General features: G+C 74.1%; 13 protein-coding genes and 1 riboswitch. Of the genes, 8 read left to right on the top strand and 5 right to left on the bottom strand.

All coding sequences use genetic code 11. From position 1 onward, the window contains the following. Positions 1 to 64: 64 nt before the first annotated feature. Positions 65 to 1153 (top strand): PP2C family protein-serine/threonine phosphatase, encoded by a 1089-nt coding sequence (locus AB0O91_RS14325; protein WP_363431863.1) that lies wholly within the window; start codon positions 65 to 67, stop codon positions 1151 to 1153. Positions 1154 to 1262: 109 nt separating this feature from the next. After that, positions 1263 to 1652, top strand: coding sequence for a DUF3224 domain-containing protein (locus AB0O91_RS14320; RefSeq protein ID WP_363431860.1), 390 nt, complete (start codon positions 1263 to 1265; stop codon positions 1650 to 1652). Between the two features lie 40 nt (positions 1653 to 1692). On the opposite strand, the gene AB0O91_RS14315 is transcribed toward AB0O91_RS14320, so the two are convergent. After that, positions 1693 to 2523 (bottom strand): poly-gamma-glutamate hydrolase family protein, encoded by an 831-nt coding sequence (locus tag AB0O91_RS14315; RefSeq protein ID WP_363431858.1) that lies wholly within the window; start codon positions 2521 to 2523, stop codon positions 1693 to 1695. 328 nt (positions 2524 to 2851) lie between these two features. Between AB0O91_RS14315 and AB0O91_RS14310 the strand changes: the two genes are divergently transcribed. After that, positions 2852 to 3694, top strand: a complete 843-nt coding sequence (locus AB0O91_RS14310) for a DUF5995 family protein (RefSeq protein ID WP_363431856.1) — start codon at positions 2852 to 2854, stop codon at positions 3692 to 3694. A gap of 134 nt (positions 3695 to 3828) precedes the next feature. Here the strand turns inward: AB0O91_RS14310 and AB0O91_RS14305 are convergent, their stop codons facing one another. Next, complete coding sequence (locus AB0O91_RS14305) at positions 3829 to 5268, bottom strand: GuaB1 family IMP dehydrogenase-related protein (RefSeq protein ID WP_363431853.1); 1440 nt, start codon at positions 5266 to 5268, stop codon at positions 3829 to 3831. A 356-nt stretch (positions 5269 to 5624) separates the two neighbouring features. On the opposite strand from AB0O91_RS14305, the gene AB0O91_RS14300 reads away from it, so the two are divergent. The 3 genes from AB0O91_RS14300 to AB0O91_RS14290 all read left to right on the top strand — a co-directional run bounded on the left by AB0O91_RS14300 (position 5625) and on the right by AB0O91_RS14290 (position 8854). Then, positions 5625 to 7124, top strand: a complete 1500-nt coding sequence (locus tag AB0O91_RS14300) for an SDR family NAD(P)-dependent oxidoreductase (RefSeq protein WP_363431850.1) — start codon at positions 5625 to 5627, stop codon at positions 7122 to 7124. A gap of 36 nt (positions 7125 to 7160) precedes the next feature. Next, positions 7161 to 7622, top strand: coding sequence for an NUDIX domain-containing protein (locus tag AB0O91_RS14295; RefSeq protein ID WP_363431847.1), 462 nt, complete (start codon positions 7161 to 7163; stop codon positions 7620 to 7622). A gap of 578 nt (positions 7623 to 8200) precedes the next feature. Beyond that, positions 8201 to 8854, top strand: coding sequence for a hypothetical protein (locus AB0O91_RS14290; RefSeq protein WP_363431844.1), 654 nt, complete (start codon positions 8201 to 8203; stop codon positions 8852 to 8854). A gap of 55 nt (positions 8855 to 8909) precedes the next feature. On the opposite strand, the gene AB0O91_RS14285 is transcribed toward AB0O91_RS14290, so the two are convergent. The 3 genes from AB0O91_RS14285 to AB0O91_RS14275 form a co-directional block, all read right to left on the bottom strand. After that, complete coding sequence (locus AB0O91_RS14285; RefSeq protein ID WP_363431842.1) at positions 8910 to 9587, bottom strand: YoaK family protein; 678 nt, start codon at positions 9585 to 9587, stop codon at positions 8910 to 8912. A 46-nt stretch (positions 9588 to 9633) separates the two neighbouring features. Then, positions 9634 to 10368 carry an MgtC/SapB family protein gene (locus tag AB0O91_RS14280; protein ID WP_363431841.1) on the bottom strand — a complete coding sequence of 245 codons (735 nt, stop codon included), beginning with the start codon at positions 10366 to 10368 and terminating at the stop codon, positions 9634 to 9636. Between the two features lie 163 nt (positions 10369 to 10531). Next, a complete protein-coding gene (locus tag AB0O91_RS14275) occupies positions 10532 to 12190 on the bottom strand; it encodes an NRAMP family divalent metal transporter (RefSeq protein WP_363431839.1) in 1659 nt (552 codons plus the stop codon). 369 nt (positions 12191 to 12559) lie between these two features. Then, positions 12560 to 12736: riboswitch (M-box (ykoK) riboswitch) on the bottom strand. A 168-nt stretch (positions 12737 to 12904) separates the two neighbouring features. Between AB0O91_RS14275 and AB0O91_RS14270 the strand changes: the two genes are divergently transcribed. Then, positions 12905 to 13675, top strand: coding sequence for an ABC transporter ATP-binding protein (locus AB0O91_RS14270; RefSeq protein WP_363431836.1), 771 nt, complete (start codon positions 12905 to 12907; stop codon positions 13673 to 13675). Then, positions 13672 to 16413 carry an FtsX-like permease family protein gene (locus AB0O91_RS14265; RefSeq protein WP_363431833.1) on the top strand — a complete coding sequence of 914 codons (2742 nt, stop codon included), beginning with the start codon at positions 13672 to 13674 and terminating at the stop codon, positions 16411 to 16413. Before AB0O91_RS14270 ends, AB0O91_RS14265 begins: the two co-directional genes overlap by 4 nt. Positions 16414 to 16576 lie beyond the last annotated feature (163 nt).

Raw genomic sequence — 16576 nt, 5'->3', positions numbered from 1 at the left:
CGGGGAAAGTGGTTCGAAGGCCCTCGGGCCCCGGACCACTTTTCCCCACCCAGGAGGAGAACGCGTGACCGCCGACGGGCCGGACGGGCTCCCGCCGCTGCACCTGCCACGGCGAACCCGGCTGCTGCTGTACGGCGCCCTCCTGCTGCTGGTCGCCGCCGTCGCGGCGGCCCTGGCCATCGGCCCCGGCGCGACCATGTCCCCGCTGCTCGCGGTCGCCCCGGTGCTCGCCGGCGCCACCACCCGCAAGGCCCGGGTGCCGCTGCTGGTCGGCGCGGCGGCGCTGCTGGCGGTCGGCGCGCTGGAGTCGGAGAACACCCAGTTGCCGGTCTCGGTGCGGATCACCGTCTCGGTCACCGTGCTGGCCGCGACCCTGGCCAGCGCGGCCAGCGTGGTGCTGGTGGCGGCCCGGGAGCGGGAGCTCTACCAGGTCCGGACGGTGGCCGAGGCGGCCCAGCGGGCCCTGCTCCGGCCGCCCGCCGAGCGGATCGGGCCGCTGCGGGTGGCCGTGCGGTACGTCGCGGCGGCCGCCGAGGCGCGGATCGGCGGCGATCTGTACGCCGTGATGGAGACCCGGTTCGGGGTGCGGATCCTGCTCGGCGACGTGCAGGGGCACGGGCTGCCGGCGGTGGAGACGGCGGCGGACGTGCTGGGGGTGTTCCGGGAGGCGGCCCTGACCGAGCCCGACCCCGGGCGGCTCGCCGAGCGGCTGGACGCGGCGCTCACGGCCCGCCCCGGCGACGGACGGTTCGCCACCGCCCTGCTGCTGGACGTGCCGGCGGGCCGGGCGCCGGTGCGGGTGGTGAACTGCGGCCATCCGCCCCCGCTGCTGCGCCGCGGGGGCCGGGTCGCCGAGCTGGCGCCGCCCGTCCCGGCACCGCCGCTGGGCCTGCGCGAGCTCACCGGGGAGGACTACGCGGCGAGCCGCTTCGACCCGGGCCCGGGCGATCTGCTCCTGCTGCACACCGACGGGGTGTCCGAGGCGCGGAACGCCCGGGGTTGCTTCTACCCGCTGGCGGAGCGGCTGCCCGGACTGCATGGCAACAGCCCGGCGGACCTGCTGGACGCGGTGCTGGCGGATGTCCGGGGGTGGGTCGGGGGCCCCGGGCTGGCCGACGACGCGGCCCTGCTGGCGCTGCGCTGGGACCACTGAGGTTCGTGCGGGCAGAGGTGCGGGCGCGATTGTCAGTGCCCCGTGCAAGGCTTCACCCACGGTCGACGAGCGGTCGACCGTGGGTGAAGACCGACGAGGGGAGTGGGCCGTGGCGGCCGAGGCGAGCGGGTCTTTCGAGGTGACGGCGTTCGAGCCGGTGGAGACGGAGGAGCACGAGGGCGCCGCCTTCGGGCGGGTCCGGATCGCCAAGACCTTCACCGGCGGGCTGAGCGGCCGCAGCGAGGTGCGGATGCTGTCCGTCGGCGACGCGGCGGGCGGGCCGGCCTCCTACGTCGCCGTGGAGCACGTGACGGGCGAACTGGACGGGCGGACGGGCTCGTTCGTGCTCCAGCACGCCGCCTGGGACACCACCGGGGTGACGATACGCGTGGTGCCGGGCACGGGGGCGGGCGAACTGGCCGGGATCACCGGCGAGTTCCGGCTGGCCGTCGACGGGTCCGGCGCCCACACCTACGTGCTGGCGTACCGGCTGGACTGACGCCCGTCCGTCCTACCGCCGGCCCCCGCCCGCCCATCCGTCACAGAACGGGCTGGGTCGCCTCCAGGCGCTGGATCGCGGTCCGGACGGCAGCCGTGAAGCTCCAGAACAGCGGCAGCGTGTTGGCCGCCCGGTCGGTCCGGGTGTTCTTGCCCGGGGCGAACATCGCGGCCCGCAGCTCGGTGGTCATCTCCAGCTGGGCGCCCATGCCGAGCATGCTGCGGTTGCAGATGTTCTCCGGGGAGACTCCGGCGATCTCCTCCTCCCCGGAGGCCGTCACGGCCCGGATGCCCGCCGCTGCGAACTCCTCCATCAGGTACTGGCGGAAGGTGGGGTTCAGGCCGCCCACCAGCACGGCCCGGGCGCCCGCCTCCACGCCGGCCTGGGCGGTGGTGCAGCCGTGCAGCGACAGCACGTTGAGGCTGCCCGCGCACATCGCCCGGGCCACGGTGTCGTCGCAGTGGGTCGAGGTGACGTGCAGTGCGCTGTTGTTCGAGGAACGCAGGCCCTCGAACATCCAGAAGTCGCACACCGGGCCCGCGGCCGGGGTCGGGGCGAGGTCGGCGGGGTGGTATCCGGCGACGGCGAGGCACAGTTCGGAGGTGCCGCCCTCGATGCCGCCGCCGTGCGGGGCGATGACGGTGGTCCGGATGAGGGCCGTACGGTCCTGCGGGCTCTGGTCGTCGACCAGGTGGCGGCGGTAGCGGCGGCCGTAGTCGACGCCCTCGACCAGGGTCGGGTTGGCGTAGAGCGCCGTGTTGGAGGGGTAGAGGTCGGCGGCGCTCGCGGGGGTGCTGCCCACGGCGACGCCGAGGGTGCCGAGGGCCGGGGCCGCGGCGAGCGCGGCGATCAGGGTACGACGGTTGATCACGACCGGGATCATGACAGGAGGTGGGGCATAGGTAAAGTCGAAGCAAAGCAACAGCCAAGTCCACGCCCGGGCGCGGTGGGGTCGGCCTGATCGTGTGACACCGGGCGGACGGGGGCGCGCCGCATCCGTCCGGCACGGCGGAGCGCTGCCACGATGATGCGATCAGTGCACGATCGGCCTCGGAGGGTGGCGCATGCCCGGTCCAGCGACGACCCGCACGGTTGCGACTCAGACAGCCACGGCCCAGACGGCCACGGCTCGCACGGCTACGGCTCACGCGGTGACGGCCCCTTGGGCGACGGCCCGTGCGACGACGGCCCGCGCGACCGTGACGCCCACGACCGAGTCGCGCACACCGGCCACGGTCGACGACGTGGTCGACCGGCTGCGGGAGATCGCCACGGCCCTGCCGCTGGCCGACGGGGTGGCGGTCTTCAACCGGCTCTACCTCACCGTGACCGAGGCGGTCCGCGACCGGCTCACCGCCGGGTGCTTCGTCGACCCGCCGGCGGTGGCCGAGCTGGACGCGCTGTTCGCCGGACGGTACCTGCTGGCGGTGGCCGCCGACGCGGCCGGGCAGCAGCCGCCCACCTGCTGGCGGCCGCTGTTCGCGCTGCGTGCCCACCCCGGCGTGCACCCGCTCCAGTTCGCGCTGGCCGGGATGAACGCCCACATCCAGCACGACCTGCCGCTGGCGGTGGTGGAGCTGTGTCGCCGACGGGGCTGCGGGCCGGCCGAGGTCGAAGAGGACTACCACCGGATCAACGGGGTGCTGGCCGGGGTGGAGTCGGTCGTCCGGGAGCAGCTGCTGCCCGGTCCCGAGCTGCCGGAGTGCGCCGAGCCGCTCACCCACCTGCTCGGCAGCTGGTCGGTCGAGGCCGCCCGCGAGGGCGCCTGGCAAGCCGTCCAGGCGCTCTGGGAGCTGCGCGGCCTCCCGGCCGCCGCCCGGGCCTTCGGCGCGGCCCTGGACGGTTCGGTCGGGCTGCTCGGCCACGCCCTGCTGCTCCCGCTGCTGCCGTACGACGGCGCCGACGGCGGCACCGGGCCCGCCGCCGGCAGCGGTGGCGGCGAGCCCGGCGGCCACCGCACCGGACCCGTCGACGCCTCCGGAACGACCGCGGCCGCCCGGCTCCCCGAAGCGAGGAACCGGGCGGCCGACCGGACGCCGTGACGACGGGCGCGCCCTCCGCCGGGGTCGCGAACCGCGGTCGGCCCCGGCGGACGGATCAGGCGGACGGATCAGGCGGACGGATCAGGCCCCAGCGCGCGCCGGGACCCGGCGAACGGCCGGGCCCGCCGGACCGATCAGGCCCAGCTGGAGTGCAGCGGCTTGCCCTCGGCGTAGCCGGCCGCGCTCTGGATGCCCACGATCGCCTTCTCGTGGAACTCCTCCAGGGTGTTGGCGCCCGCGTAGGTGCAGGAGCTGCGCACGCCGGCCACGATCGAGTCGATCAGGTCCTCGACGCCCGGGCGGGCCGGGTCGAGGAACATCCGGGAGTGCGAGATGCCCTCCTCGAACAGCGCCTTGCGGGCCCGGTCGTAGGACGAGTCCTGGGCGGTGCGGTTGCTCACGGCGCGGGCCGAGGCCATGCCGAAGCTCTCCTTGTACTGACGGCCGTCGGCGGCGGTCTGCAGGTCGCCCGGGGACTCGTAGGTGCCGGCGAACCAGGAGCCGATCATCACGTTGGAGGCACCGGCGGCGAGCGCCATGGCGACGTCGCGCGGGTGGCGCACGCCACCGTCGGCCCAGACGTGCTTGCCGAGCCGGCGGGCCTCGGCGGCGCACTCCAGGACGGCGGAGAACTGCGGGCGGCCGACACCGGTCATCATCCGGGTGGTGCACATGGCACCGGGGCCGACGCCGACCTTGAGGATGTCCGCACCGGCCTCGACCAGGTCGCGGACACCGGCGGCGGAGACCACGTTGCCGGCCACGATCGGGATCTGCGGGTCCAGGCCGCGCACCGCGCGCAGCGCGCTGATCATGCTCTCCTGGTGGCCGTGCGCGGTGTCGACGACGAGCACGTCGGCGCCCGCGTCGATCAGCGCCTCGGCCTTGCCCGCGACGTCGCCGTTGATGCCGACGGTGGCGGCGATCCGCAGCTTGCCGTTCGCATCCACGGCCGGGGTGTAGAGGGTCGCGCGCAGCGCGCCCTTGCGGGTGAGCAGGCCGACCAGCCTGCCCTCGCCGTCGACGACCGGGGCGAGCTTGCGGTGGGCCTCGGTGAGCTTGTCGAAGGCCTCGCGCGGAGCGATGCCCTCGTCCAGCAGCAGCAGCTCGCGGGACATGATGTCGGCGAGGCTGGTGAAGCGGTCCACGCCCTGGCAGTCGGACTCGGTGACGACGCCGACCGGCTTGCCGTCCTCGACCACCACGAGGGCGCCGTGGGCGCGCTTGGGCAGCAGCGAGAGCGCCTCGGCGACGGTGGCGCCGGGGGCCAGGGTGATCGGGGTGTCGACCACCAGGTGGCGCTGCTTGACCCAGGAGACGACCTCGGCGATGACCTCGGTCGGGATGTCCTGCGGGATGGCGACCAGGCCGCCGCGGCGGGCCACGGTCTCGGCCATCCGGCGGCCGGCGATGGCGGTCATGTTGGCCACGACCAGCGGGATGGTGGTGCCGGTGCCGTCGTTCGAGGACAGGTCGACGGCCTGCCGGGAGCCCACGGCGGAACGGCTGGGGACCATGAAGACGTCGTCGTACGTCAGGTCGTACGAGGGCTTGAGGTCGTTCAGGAAACGCATGAATGGGCTCTCTGGCTGGGAGAAATTACACCTCGGGTGCGGTTGCGGCGATGCCGCCGGAGCGCACTCGGGCGCCCGGCACCCAGCGTTCGATTCTCCGGGAACACCGGGACAAACGCCAGTTCGGGGGGCTTTGCTGGGGGTGTGCACAAACCATGATCAGTGCTCCGCGCGTAGACATGGACGATCCTCCAAAGGCCGGCGTCGAGCCCCGGGAGGGCAGGTGCCGGGCCCCGGGAGGGCCAGTGCAGGGCCCCGGGAGGGCCGGTGCCGACCTCCGGCTTTCGCCCCGGCCGGGGCCGCTCCCGTAGCATTCACGCGGTAACGGCGAGGCGAGTGGGAAAGCGGCAGCAGGCGTGAGCATCCAGCAGACGGACATCGGGCAGGACCAGGGCGAGGAGGAGATCGACTACGGTCCGGGCCTCGACCCCGAGCGGCTGAAGCTCTGCCTGGAGGTACTCGCCGAGCTCGACCGGTTGCACGTCGACCACCCGGACGCGATCACCGTCCGCCAGGCCGTCGGCGGCATATTCCGCACCCTCAAGCAGCGCCGCCGCCAGGAGACCCGGGCCCGCAAGACGGCCAACGACCGTGAGGTCACCGCCCGCACGGCCACCGGCGCGCCGACCCGGATCGACGACGAGACGGCCGGCGCCTTCGGCCTGACCACCGTCACCACCACCGAGATCGCCGGGATCCTGGAGCGGCCGCGCTCCTGCTACACCTGCAAGACCCGGTACATCGAGGTCGACGCGTTCTACCACAACCTGTGCCAGAAGTGCGCCGTCCTGAACCGGTCCCGCCGGGACGCCCGGGCCGACCTCACCGGCAAGCGCGCGCTGCTGACCGGCGGCCGGGCCAAGATCGGGATGTACATCGCGCTGATGCTGCTGCGCGACGGCGCCCACACCACCATCACCACGCGCTTCCCCAACGACGCGATCCGCCGCTTCACGGCGATGCCGGACAGCGCCGACTGGATCCACCGCCTCAAGATCATCGGGATCGACCTGCGCGACCCGGCCCAGGTGATGGCCCTGGCCGACGAGGTCGCCGCCGACGGCCCGCTGGACATCCTGATCAACAACGCCGCGCAGACCGTGCGCCGCCCCGCGGAGTCCTACCGCGAGCTGGTCAACGCCGAGTCCGCCCCGCTGCCGGCCGGCGCACTGCCCCAGGCGACCACCATCGGCCGCTTCAACAGCGGCAGCGTCGACCTGCCCGCCCTCCCCCAGCAGGCGGACGGCGGCGAGCAGCGGCTGGCCGCCGAGGACGTCACCTCGCTCGCGCTGGTCACCGGCTCCGCGACCCCGGCCCGGATCGAGGCCGGCACCGCGATCGACGCCGGCGGCCTGGTGCCCGACCTGGCGCCCGTCAACAGCTGGGTGCAGACCGTCAGCGAGGTCGGCCCGGTCGAGCTGCTGGAGGTCCAACTCTGCAACTCCACCGCGCCGTTCATCCTGATCAGCCGGCTCCGCCCGGCGATGGCCGCGTCCGCCTCCCGCCGCAAGTACGTGGTCAACGTCTCCGCGATGGAGGGCGTGTTCCAGCGCGGCTACAAGGGCGCCGGCCACCCCCACACCAACATGGCCAAGGCTGCGCTCAACATGCTCACCCGCACCAGCGCGCAGGAGATGTTCGAGTCCGACGGCATCCTGATGACCGCCGTCGACACCGGCTGGATCACCGACGAGCGGCCGCACCCGGACAAGATGCGGCTCGCCGACGAGGGCTTCCACGCCCCGCTCGACCTGGTCGACGGCGCGGCCCGGGTGTACGACCCGATCGTGCGCGGCGAGGCCGGCGAGGACCTGTACGGCTGCTTCCTCAAGGACTACGAGCGCGGCAACTGGTAGGCGCCCGGTCGGCAACCACCCGAAGGAGAACCCGAGTTGAGCACCGCACCGACCGCGCCGCTGCTCGGCGCAGGGATCATCGTGCCCACCGGGGACGGCCGGGTGCTGATCGGCCGGCGGATCACCGCCGGTGAGCCGCCGACCTGGAGCCTGCCCGGCGGCAAGGTCGACCCGGGCGAGTCCTTCGAGCGGACCGCGGCCCGCGAACTCGCCGAGGAGACCGGCATCGTGCTGCCGGCCGAGCGGATGCGGGTGCTGGCCCTGCACCTGGACCACGAGCTCGGCCGGCCCCGGCTGACCGCCGCCGTGCTGGCGCCGCCGAGCCTGGCCGAGGCGCTGGTCACCGAGCCGCACACCTGCGCCGGTTGGGAGCGCTTCCCGGTGGACGCGCTGCCCGAGCCGATGTTCTACCCGTCCGGGCTGGTGCTCGCCAGCTGGCTGCCCGGGCTGGACGGGGCACCGCGGGAGGGGACGCGCAGCTACCCCGTCGCCCGCTGATCCGCGCGACGGATGGTTCCGCGGGCGGCGGAAGAACCGGCACCGGCCCACTGCTCGACCGACGGGCGCCGACCCCCTGACGGTGCCGAGCCGATGCACACCGACCCCCTGTCGGTGCCGAGCCGTTGCACGCCGCCCTCCAGGCGATGCCCGGCCGTTGCGCGCCACCCCCGGCCCGGCGATCCGCCGCGACGGCGGCAGGGTCGAGGAGACGATCCCCAGCCGACGGCACAGCCGGAAAGAACACGGCCCTGACCTGGTGGAACGTCAACTCGCACCGGTGGCGAGGCCGGAGAAGGCACCGGCGGCAGGCAGGAGGCGGCCCCACGACCGCCCCCTGCTCCGCACCACGACCCGGAACCCCCACGGCCGACCGGGTCGGAGCCGCGCCCAGGCACGGAGGGCGCGGCCGGGCCCCAGTCTGCCGCCACCGGGGCCCGCCGCCGAGGGCCGAACGTCCCGGGTGACCAGGGCCGTCGGCACCAGGAGCGCGCACCACTCTTGTGCAAGGAGGTCGGTCGGGTGGAGATTGGGTAACGAAACTCCGTACGCGCCCGCGTCCTTGAGGAGACCTCAGCGTGTCCAGCACACCCCGCCCGGCCCGGCCCGCGTCGCTGCCGCGGCGAACCGGCCGTCAGCTGCGGCGGGCCTTCGGTGCCCGGCACGAACCGTTGGCCCGCCCCCTCGACCGGTCCCGCGCCCGCGCCTGGCTGTTCGCCGTGGTCGGGGGCCTGCTGACGATCGCCCTCTCCGTCGGCGGCGCGCTGCTGCTCTTCCGCACCACCGCACCCCGGGCCGACGAGGACCGGGCCCGGCTGCACCGGGTCGAGGCCGTGGTCACCGGCGGCACCGACCACGGCGCCGTCAACAGCCGGTTCACCGGCGGCTACGGCAACCGGACCGACGCCCCGGCCTCCTGGAGCTATCCGGGAGGCACCCCGCACACCGGCGTCGTCGAGGCCCCGCGCTCGGCCGTCGCCGGAACCGTCGTCCCGATCTGGGTCGACCCCGACGGCAACGCCGCCGCTCCCCCGGTCGAGCGCGCCGCCCTCGCCGTCTCGGCCGGCTGCACCGGCGCCGGCGCCCTGCTCACCCTGTCCGCCCTCCTGGTCCTCCTGCTGCGGCTGCGCCTGCACACCCTCGACCGCCGGGCCGAGGCCGAATGGACCAGCGGCTGGGCCCGGCTGGAACCGCTCTGGAGCGGCCGCGCCGGACACCGCCGGGAGGAGTGACCGGAACCCCGCAGCCCGTCAAAAGCCTCCGGTCGGCGGGGCCTAGGGCCGGGCCTCAGCGGCGTTCCGTCCAGGCCGGGGCCGGGACGGGCCGGGCGGCGCACTGGGTGAGGGCGGCGACGGCGACCAGCAGCACCAGCGCCAGGGCCAGCGCGACCGACACGTCCACGTGCAGCACCAGCACCGCGCCGAGCAGCGCCCCGGCGAACATCCAGGCCGCCGAGGCGACGCGGCGCAGGCCGGTGCGGTCGGCGGCGAAGGCGGTGATCGTCATGGTGAGCACGGTGGTGGTGAGGTCGGGGACCTTGAGCGCGCGGACCACCGCGTTCTGACCGCCCATGGCGACGGCGAGCAGCCCGATCAGGGTGTAGCGGGCGGGCTCGGAGTCGTGGCCGACCGTCGCCGCCAGGACGGTGCTCGCGGCGACGAGCACCGCCTGGGCGGCGACGGCGGCGGTCAGCAGGTGCCCCCGGTGCCCGGGCAGGTGCCGGGCGAGGTGGCCGCCGGCCAGCGCGCCGAGCAGGAAGGCCCCGAGGGCGGCCAGCGAGGCGGGGGCGGACAGGCCCGGCGCGCCGGCCAGGGCGAAGCCGAGGAACACCACGTTGCCGGTCATGTTGGCGACGAAGACGTGCCCGAGTTCCAGGTAGCTGACCGCGTCCACCAGGCCGGTGACCAGGGTCAGCACCAGCAGCATCGGGACCAGCGGTCCGTGTTCGGGGTCGACTTTCGGCATCGTGGCTCCCGGAGGGTTCGTGTGACGGCCCCTCCGTTCTACCGCGTCAGGCCAGCCCCGGGTTGCCGCGCTCCTCGTCCTCCTCCTCCAGATGCCAGTGCAGGTCCCGAACGCCGGGCTCCAGCGAGAGCCGGGTGATCACCTGTTCCAGCGCCGGGGCCACCTGCCCGTTGACGGAGACGGTGGCCCGCAGGCTGGTGGCGTCGCCCTGTTCGGTGCGGCGGGCGCGCAGGCCGGTCGGGGCGAGGCCGGAGCCGGCCAGGGCCTGGAGCAGCAGGGCGCGGATGTGGGTCTCGGACTTGCGGTCGCACTCCAGGTGGACGGTGGCCCGGCTGGTGGAGTCCGGGTCGCTGCCGGCCTGCGGGGCCCGGTCGAGCAGCCGGCCGGCCGGGCGCAGCACGACGTGGACGGCGAGCACCGCGAGGGTGCCGAAGACGGCCAGGTCCAGCTTGCCGGAGGCGGCGAGCACCCCGACGGCGGCCGAACACCACAGCGTGGCCGCGGTGTTGAGGCCGCGGACGCCGGCGCCGTCGCGCAGGATGACGCCACCGCCGAGGAAGCCGATGCCGGAGACGACGTAGGAGGCGACCCGGGTGGGGCTGCCGGTGTCGCCGACCGCCTCGCTGTACAGGACGAACAGGGTGGCGCCGGCGGCCACCAGGGCGTTGGTGCGCAGACCGGCCATCCGGGCCCGCCACTGGCGCTCGACGCCGATCAGCGCGCCGCAGGCGACGCCGGTGGCCAGCCGGACCAGGAACTCGACGGTGGTCAGGGTGTGCACGACGGCACCTCCTTCACGGGGGAAGGCCTCCCGGGGAGGCCTTCACGGGGAAACGGACACGGAAACGGAAAGAGACGCGGAAAGGGAAACGGACACGGAAAGTGGAACGGACGGGTGGCGAGCTGCCGCCCACCACCCGTCCGTCCGGGTTCCGCTCGGCGGATCAGTGGTTCAGCGCGGTCTGGACGATCTTGATGATGACCATGATCATCGCGATCAGCAGGTAGGCGCGCAGGGCGCCCATGCCGACCTTGCGGGCGGTGGACATCACCGGACGGCTCAGCGTCTCCAGCGGGGGCATCCGCCACTCCTCGCGACCGGCACGGTCGATCGGGTCCTCCTTGGTGCCGGAGCGGCCGGCCACGAAGAAGTACCCGGCGACCAGCACGCCCGCCACACCGCAGCCGGCCATGATCCACAGGATCGCGTCCGAGCTGATGTCCGGCCAGACCACGGCGGCGGTCAGGATCAGCGACAGCATCACCAGGACGCCGACCACGGCGGAGGTGAAGGCGTTGGTCTTGGGACCGTTGCGCCACGGGCCGAGCACGGCCTTGTCGTTGCAGAGCAGCAGCAGGAAGACGGTCGCGGAGGGCAGCAGCACCCCGGCCAGCACCTGGACGAACTGCGTCATCAGGCCCTGCAGGTAGTCGTTCGACAGCAGGGTGATCGCCGCGGCGATCACCACCAGGCCGGCGTAGACCGCGTAGAAGCCCTTGGCACCCTTGACCCCGCGGTGCAGCGAGTGCTTGATGCCGAAGACGTCGCCGATCGCGTAGGCGGTCGACAGGGACACCGCGAAGGCGCCGATGATCGAGGCGTCCAGCAGGGCGATCGCGAACAGCACGCCGACCAGGTGACCGGCCTTGTCCTCCAGGCCCTTGGCCACGGCGGCCGCGTCCGAGAACTGGCCGAAGCCGTCGGTGCCCGCGAACGCGGCGGCGGTGAAGCCGATCATCGCGGCGGCGCCGATGATCACGATGGCGATGCCGATCCACAGGTCGACCTTCTCGTACTTCATGAAACGCGGGGTGATGCGCTTGTCGATGACGTACGACTGCTGGAAGAACAGCTGCCACGGGGCGACGGTGGTGCCGACGATGGAGACGATGACCAGCATCACGGCCGCGAGCTGGCCGGAGCCGCCCGGCATCTGCGGGACGACGAAGTCGTGGGCCATCTGCGAGGTCTTCGGGTGGACCATGAAGTAGATCGGCACCAGCAGCAGCGAGCCGACGCAGAGCGTGACGGCGACCCGCTCGAAGCGCTGGAAGGAGCCGGTGAAGGCCGAGGCGATGATGATCGCCGCCGCCAGGATCACCGAGGCGACCTTGGGCAGGCCCAGGTAGCCGGCCGCGAGTGTCACGCCGATGAACTCGGTGACCAGGGTCAGGGCGTTCAGCAGGAACAGGTCGATGACGCTGAAGGCGCCCCAGAACTTGCCGAAGCGCTCCAGGATCAGCCGGGCGTGGCCGACGCCGGTGACGGCGCCCAGGCGCAGCACCATCTCCTGGTTGACGTACAGCACCGGGATCAGCAGGGCCAGCGTCCAGAGCAGCTGGGTGCCGTAGTTCTGGCCGGCCTGGCCGTAGGTGGAGAAGGCGCCCGCGTCGTTGTCACCGACCATCACGATCAGGCCGGGGCCGACGATCGCCAGCAGGGTCTTGATCCGGGCGGAGAGTCCGCTGCGGGGGGTGGAGTCGTCGAGCTTGATGGTGCCGAGGGCACCCTTGATGTCGCCCACGTGGGCGTCGTCGAGGACGGCGGAGCGGGCCGCGGCGGGAGCGGCGGGAACCTTCGGGTCCAGCATCACGTTGGTCATGGCGGGGCCTCCCTGCCCCCTTCCTGGAGGGGGCGACAGGGGGCACGCAGCAGCGATCCTCCCTGCGGGCGCACGTCGGCGCACACGACGTCCGCGCCGTACGGCGACGCTGAGCGGCGGCGGCCGTGCGGGCATGACGGTGCGTCAGGCGGCTTGCGTCGGGGCGCACTCGGGCGCACGACGAAGACCTGGGTGAACGCGCAGGGAAGGTTGTTACCGCGTGCCGGAGGTGTTCGAGAGCATGCGGGGGTAGGGGCTACTGTGGCCCGGACTATCACAGTCCATGTCTCTCGCCTCCTCCCGGTCGGGGGCGCACCGTCTGTGCGCCGCATCACGACACGGCAAGGAGCACACCGGCCGCGAGGGACCGGTCCACCCCAACTCGTCAGAGCTTTGGCACTCCACGGCGTGTCCAGCCGGATCGGCCGGAAGCCACTTGGGGTCAACCCTTAACTCGGGAAGACCTGTCCTGAACCTGGGCGTCTCTCGACGTCGTCGGGTCAGTGGCCTGTGTCCGTGAAGACGCCTCACCGAACGAGGTGCCTTTTCAAACCTCGAAAAGCATAGCCCCGGGGCGGTCGCTCCATGTCACCTTTTCGGCCGAACGTCGACACCTTTGTAGAACCTTGACCGAATCCCGGACGACTTGTGCATCCCCTCCCGGCATATATAGTTCACCGACATATGCAGCTGAACAGCTCACGAGGGGGAACTGTGTCCCACACCGATCCGAGCCGGCCCGCGCCCGTCCTGCAGCTGGCCGGGGTCTCCCGGGTGCACGGCCGCGGCGCCGCCGAGGTGCACGCCCTGCGCGGGGTCGACCTGACCGTCCACGCAGGCGAGTTCGTCGCCGTCATGGGGCCGTCCGGCTCCGGGAAGTCGACCCTGCTCACCCTGGCCGGCGGGCTGGACCTGCCCAGCGACGGCCAGGTCCTGGTCGAGGGCGTCGGCCTCGGCGGCCTCAGCCGCGGCAAGCTCGCCGACCTGCGGCGCCGCTCCGTCGGGTACGTCTTCCAGGACTACAACCTGATCCCCGCGCTCACCGCCGCCGAGAACATCGCCCTGCCGCGCGAACTCGACGGCGTCTCCGGCCGCACCGCCCGCCGCGAGGCGCTGGCCGCGCTGGAGGAACTGGGCATCGGCGAACTCGCCGACCGCTTCCCCGACGACATGTCCGGCGGCCAGCAGCAGCGCGTCGCCATCGCCCGCGCCCTGATCGGCGAACGGCGCCTCGTCCTCGCCGACGAACCGACCGGCGCCCTCGACTCCGCCACCGGCGACGCCGTGCTCGCCGTGCTGCGCGCCCGCTGCGACGCCGGCGCGGCCGCCATGATGGTCACCCACGAGGCCTCGCACGCCAGTTGGGCGGACCGGGTGGTCCACCTGCGGGACGGCGCGGTCGCCTCGGAGAGCGCCGGACGCCGCTCCGGCGGCTGCCAGGCGGCCGTCCACCGGCCCCAGCAGGTCGGCGGGGTGACCCGGTGAAGCTCGGAGCATGGAAGGTCGCGCTGCGGGTGGCCCGGCGCGACGCGCTGCGGGCCAAGGGGCGCAGCGCCCTGATCCTGGCCATGATCGCGCTGCCCGTCCTCGGGGTCACCGGCGCCGACGTGGTCCACCGCAGCGGGCAGCTGAGCCCGGCCGAACGGGTCGAGCGGGTGGTGGGCGGCGCGGACGCGCTGGTCACCGCGCTCAGCCCGGGCCAGGCCGTCGAACAGGCCCCGGTCGCCGAGGACGGCGCCTTCGTCGTCCCGCCCCGCCCCGGGCAGCAGCCCACCCCCGAGCAGCTGAAGGACGCGGTCTCCGATCCGGCCGCCCTGGTCAACTCGCTGCTGCCGCACGGCAGTAGGCTCACCGCCGTCCGGACCGGACCGGAGACCGGGGCGACCTCTCCCGAGGGCCTGGTCCGCACCCTCACCACCGAGGCCGACCTCGCCGACCCGGTCTGGCACGGTCGGATCGACCTGGTCAAGGGCCGCGCCCCCGGCGCCCCGCACGAACTGGCCGCCACCCAGGCCTTCCTGGACCGTTCCGGGATCCCGCTCGGCGGCACCACCACCGTCCAGGGCCTGGAGCGGACCACCTTCACCATCACCGGCGTCGTGGAGCACCCGGACGAGCTCGGCCGGGTCGAACTCGTCGCCAGGCCGGGCGAGTTGCTCGACCCGCTGGCCGCCGCCGCGGACCCCGCGCAGCCGGGCGCCGCGCCGGGCAAGGGCGGGCACAGCTCCTGGCTGGTGCACCTGCCGGGCGGGGCCGTCCTCGACTGGGCCGCGGTCCAGTCCTTCAACGCCCACGGCTACACCCTCACCGCGCGGTCGGTCGCACTCGACCCGCCGGTGGACGGGGCCGTCCCCTACTACCGGGACTCCCGGGTCTACCACGACCCCGCCGCCGGCAACAGCACCAAGGTCGTGGTCGCCACCGTGACCGGGATGGCACTGCTGGAGGTCGCCCTGCTGGCCGGGCCCGCCTTCGCGGTCGGCGCCCGCCGCTCCCGCCGCCAGCTCGCCCTGCTCGGCGCCGCGGGCGGCCGGCGCACCCACATCGGCGCGGTGGTGCTCGGCGGCGGGCTGGTGCTCGGCCTGGCCGGGGCGGCCGTCGGCGTGGCCGTCGGCACCGCCGTGGTCGCCGTGCTGCAACCGGTGATCGAGGAGTTCGGCGGCGCGCGCTTCGGACACTTCGCCCTGCCCCCGCTGGACCTGCTGGCGATCGCCGGGATCGGCGTGGTCACCGCACTGCTCGCGGCCGCGCTGCCCGCCTGGCAGGCAGCCCGGCGCAGCGTCACCGCCGGGCTGACCGGGCGGGACACCGTCCGGGCACCCAACCGCCTGGTCACCGTGGTCGGCGTGGCGCTGATCCTCGCCGGCGGCGCGATCGCGATGTACGGCGCCGGCGCGGTGAACCACGGGCGCACCGTGGTCAGCAGCTACGACGCCCGCACCCTCACCGTGCTCGGCGGCTCCGTCGCCGCCGAACTCGGGCTGCTGGCCTGCACCCCGCTGCTGGTCGCGCTGTTCGGCCGGTTCGCCGGCGGGCTGCCGCTCGGCCCCCGGCTGGCCCTGCGGGACTCCGCCCGCAACCGCTCGCGCACCGCGCCCGCCGTCGCCGCGGTGATGGCCGCGGTGGCCGGGGCGGTCGCCATCGGGGTGTACAGCACCAGCACCGACGCCGAGAACCGGCGCGACTACCGGCCGCAGGCCCCGTACGGCGCCGTGCAGCTGACCAGCCACCGGGACGGGCCGCAGGCCGCCGCGCTCCCGGCCGCGGTGGAGAAGGAGCTGACCGGGCTCGGCCCGCGCGCCGACGTCGGCCAGGTCGTCTACAAGTTCTGCGACAACTGCTCCAGCGCCGTCCAGCTCAAGGGCCCGGTGGACTGGCACACGCTCAGTGCACCGCCGCACCTGGCCACCGGTGACGCGACCCTGCTGCACAACCTCTTCGATCTCCGGGACCCGGCGGCCGAGCAGGCGCTGGCCGCCGGGAAGCTGCTGGTCTTCGACCGCACGCTGATCGGCGCCGACGGCAAGGCCGTGCTGATGCTGCGCGGGGGCGGCGGCGGACCGGTGCAGCCCGGCCAGATCCCCAAGCCCGACCTCCAGGAGGTCCCGGTGGACGCGGTGCTGGTCGACGCCCCGGACGCGGCCCGCTTCGCCCAGGGCCTGATGCCCGTCTCCGCGCTGGCCAAGCTGGGCCTCGCCTCGGAACCCCAGGGTGCGGTCTGGCGCCCGGCCACGCCGCCGGACCGCAAGGCCCAGCAGCGGGCCGCGGCCGTCGCCGCCCAGCTGGACCACTACTCCCAGCTGGACGTCGAGCGCGGCTACCAGTCCAAGGGCGACGCGCTCACCCTCGCGCTCAGCGGCTTCGCCGCGCTGGTGGTGCTCGGCGCCGCCGGGATCGCCACCGGGCTCGCGGCCGCCGACTCCCGGCAGGACCAGGCCACCCTGGCCGCGGTCGGCGCCCCGCCGCGGATCCGCCGGACCATGGCGGGCCTGCAGTGCGCGCTGATCGCCCTGCTCGGGGCGCTGCTCGGGGCGGCCAACGGCTTCGTCCCGGCGGTGGGACTGCTGAAGTCGCGGGCCAGCGGGTTCGGGGCGAAGCCGATGATGCTCACCGCGCCCTGGGGGGAACTGCTGCTGGTCGTGCTGGTGCTGCCGGTGGTGGCGGGGCTGCTCGCGGCGCTGTTCACCCGCTCCAGGGTGTCGCCCGGCCGACGGCTCTCCTGAGCCGGCGTCCCGCTCCCCCGCTCACCGGTCGGGCGCCTCCGGCACCCGTTGAACACCGGTCGAGCACCGGCCGCGCACCACCCGGGCACCGCCCTGGCGACACCCGGACCCCGTGGGCGCCCGTCTCCGTCACCCGGAGGCGGGCGCCCGACGTGCGCCGTAC

Origin of the sequence: Kitasatospora sp. NPDC089797, assembly GCF_040684795.1 — a bacterium.
GTDB lineage: Bacteria > Actinomycetota > Actinomycetes > Streptomycetales > Streptomycetaceae > Kitasatospora.
The sequence above is the reverse complement of the archived record's forward strand: the minus strand, read 5'-3'. Positions and strand labels throughout refer to the sequence as shown.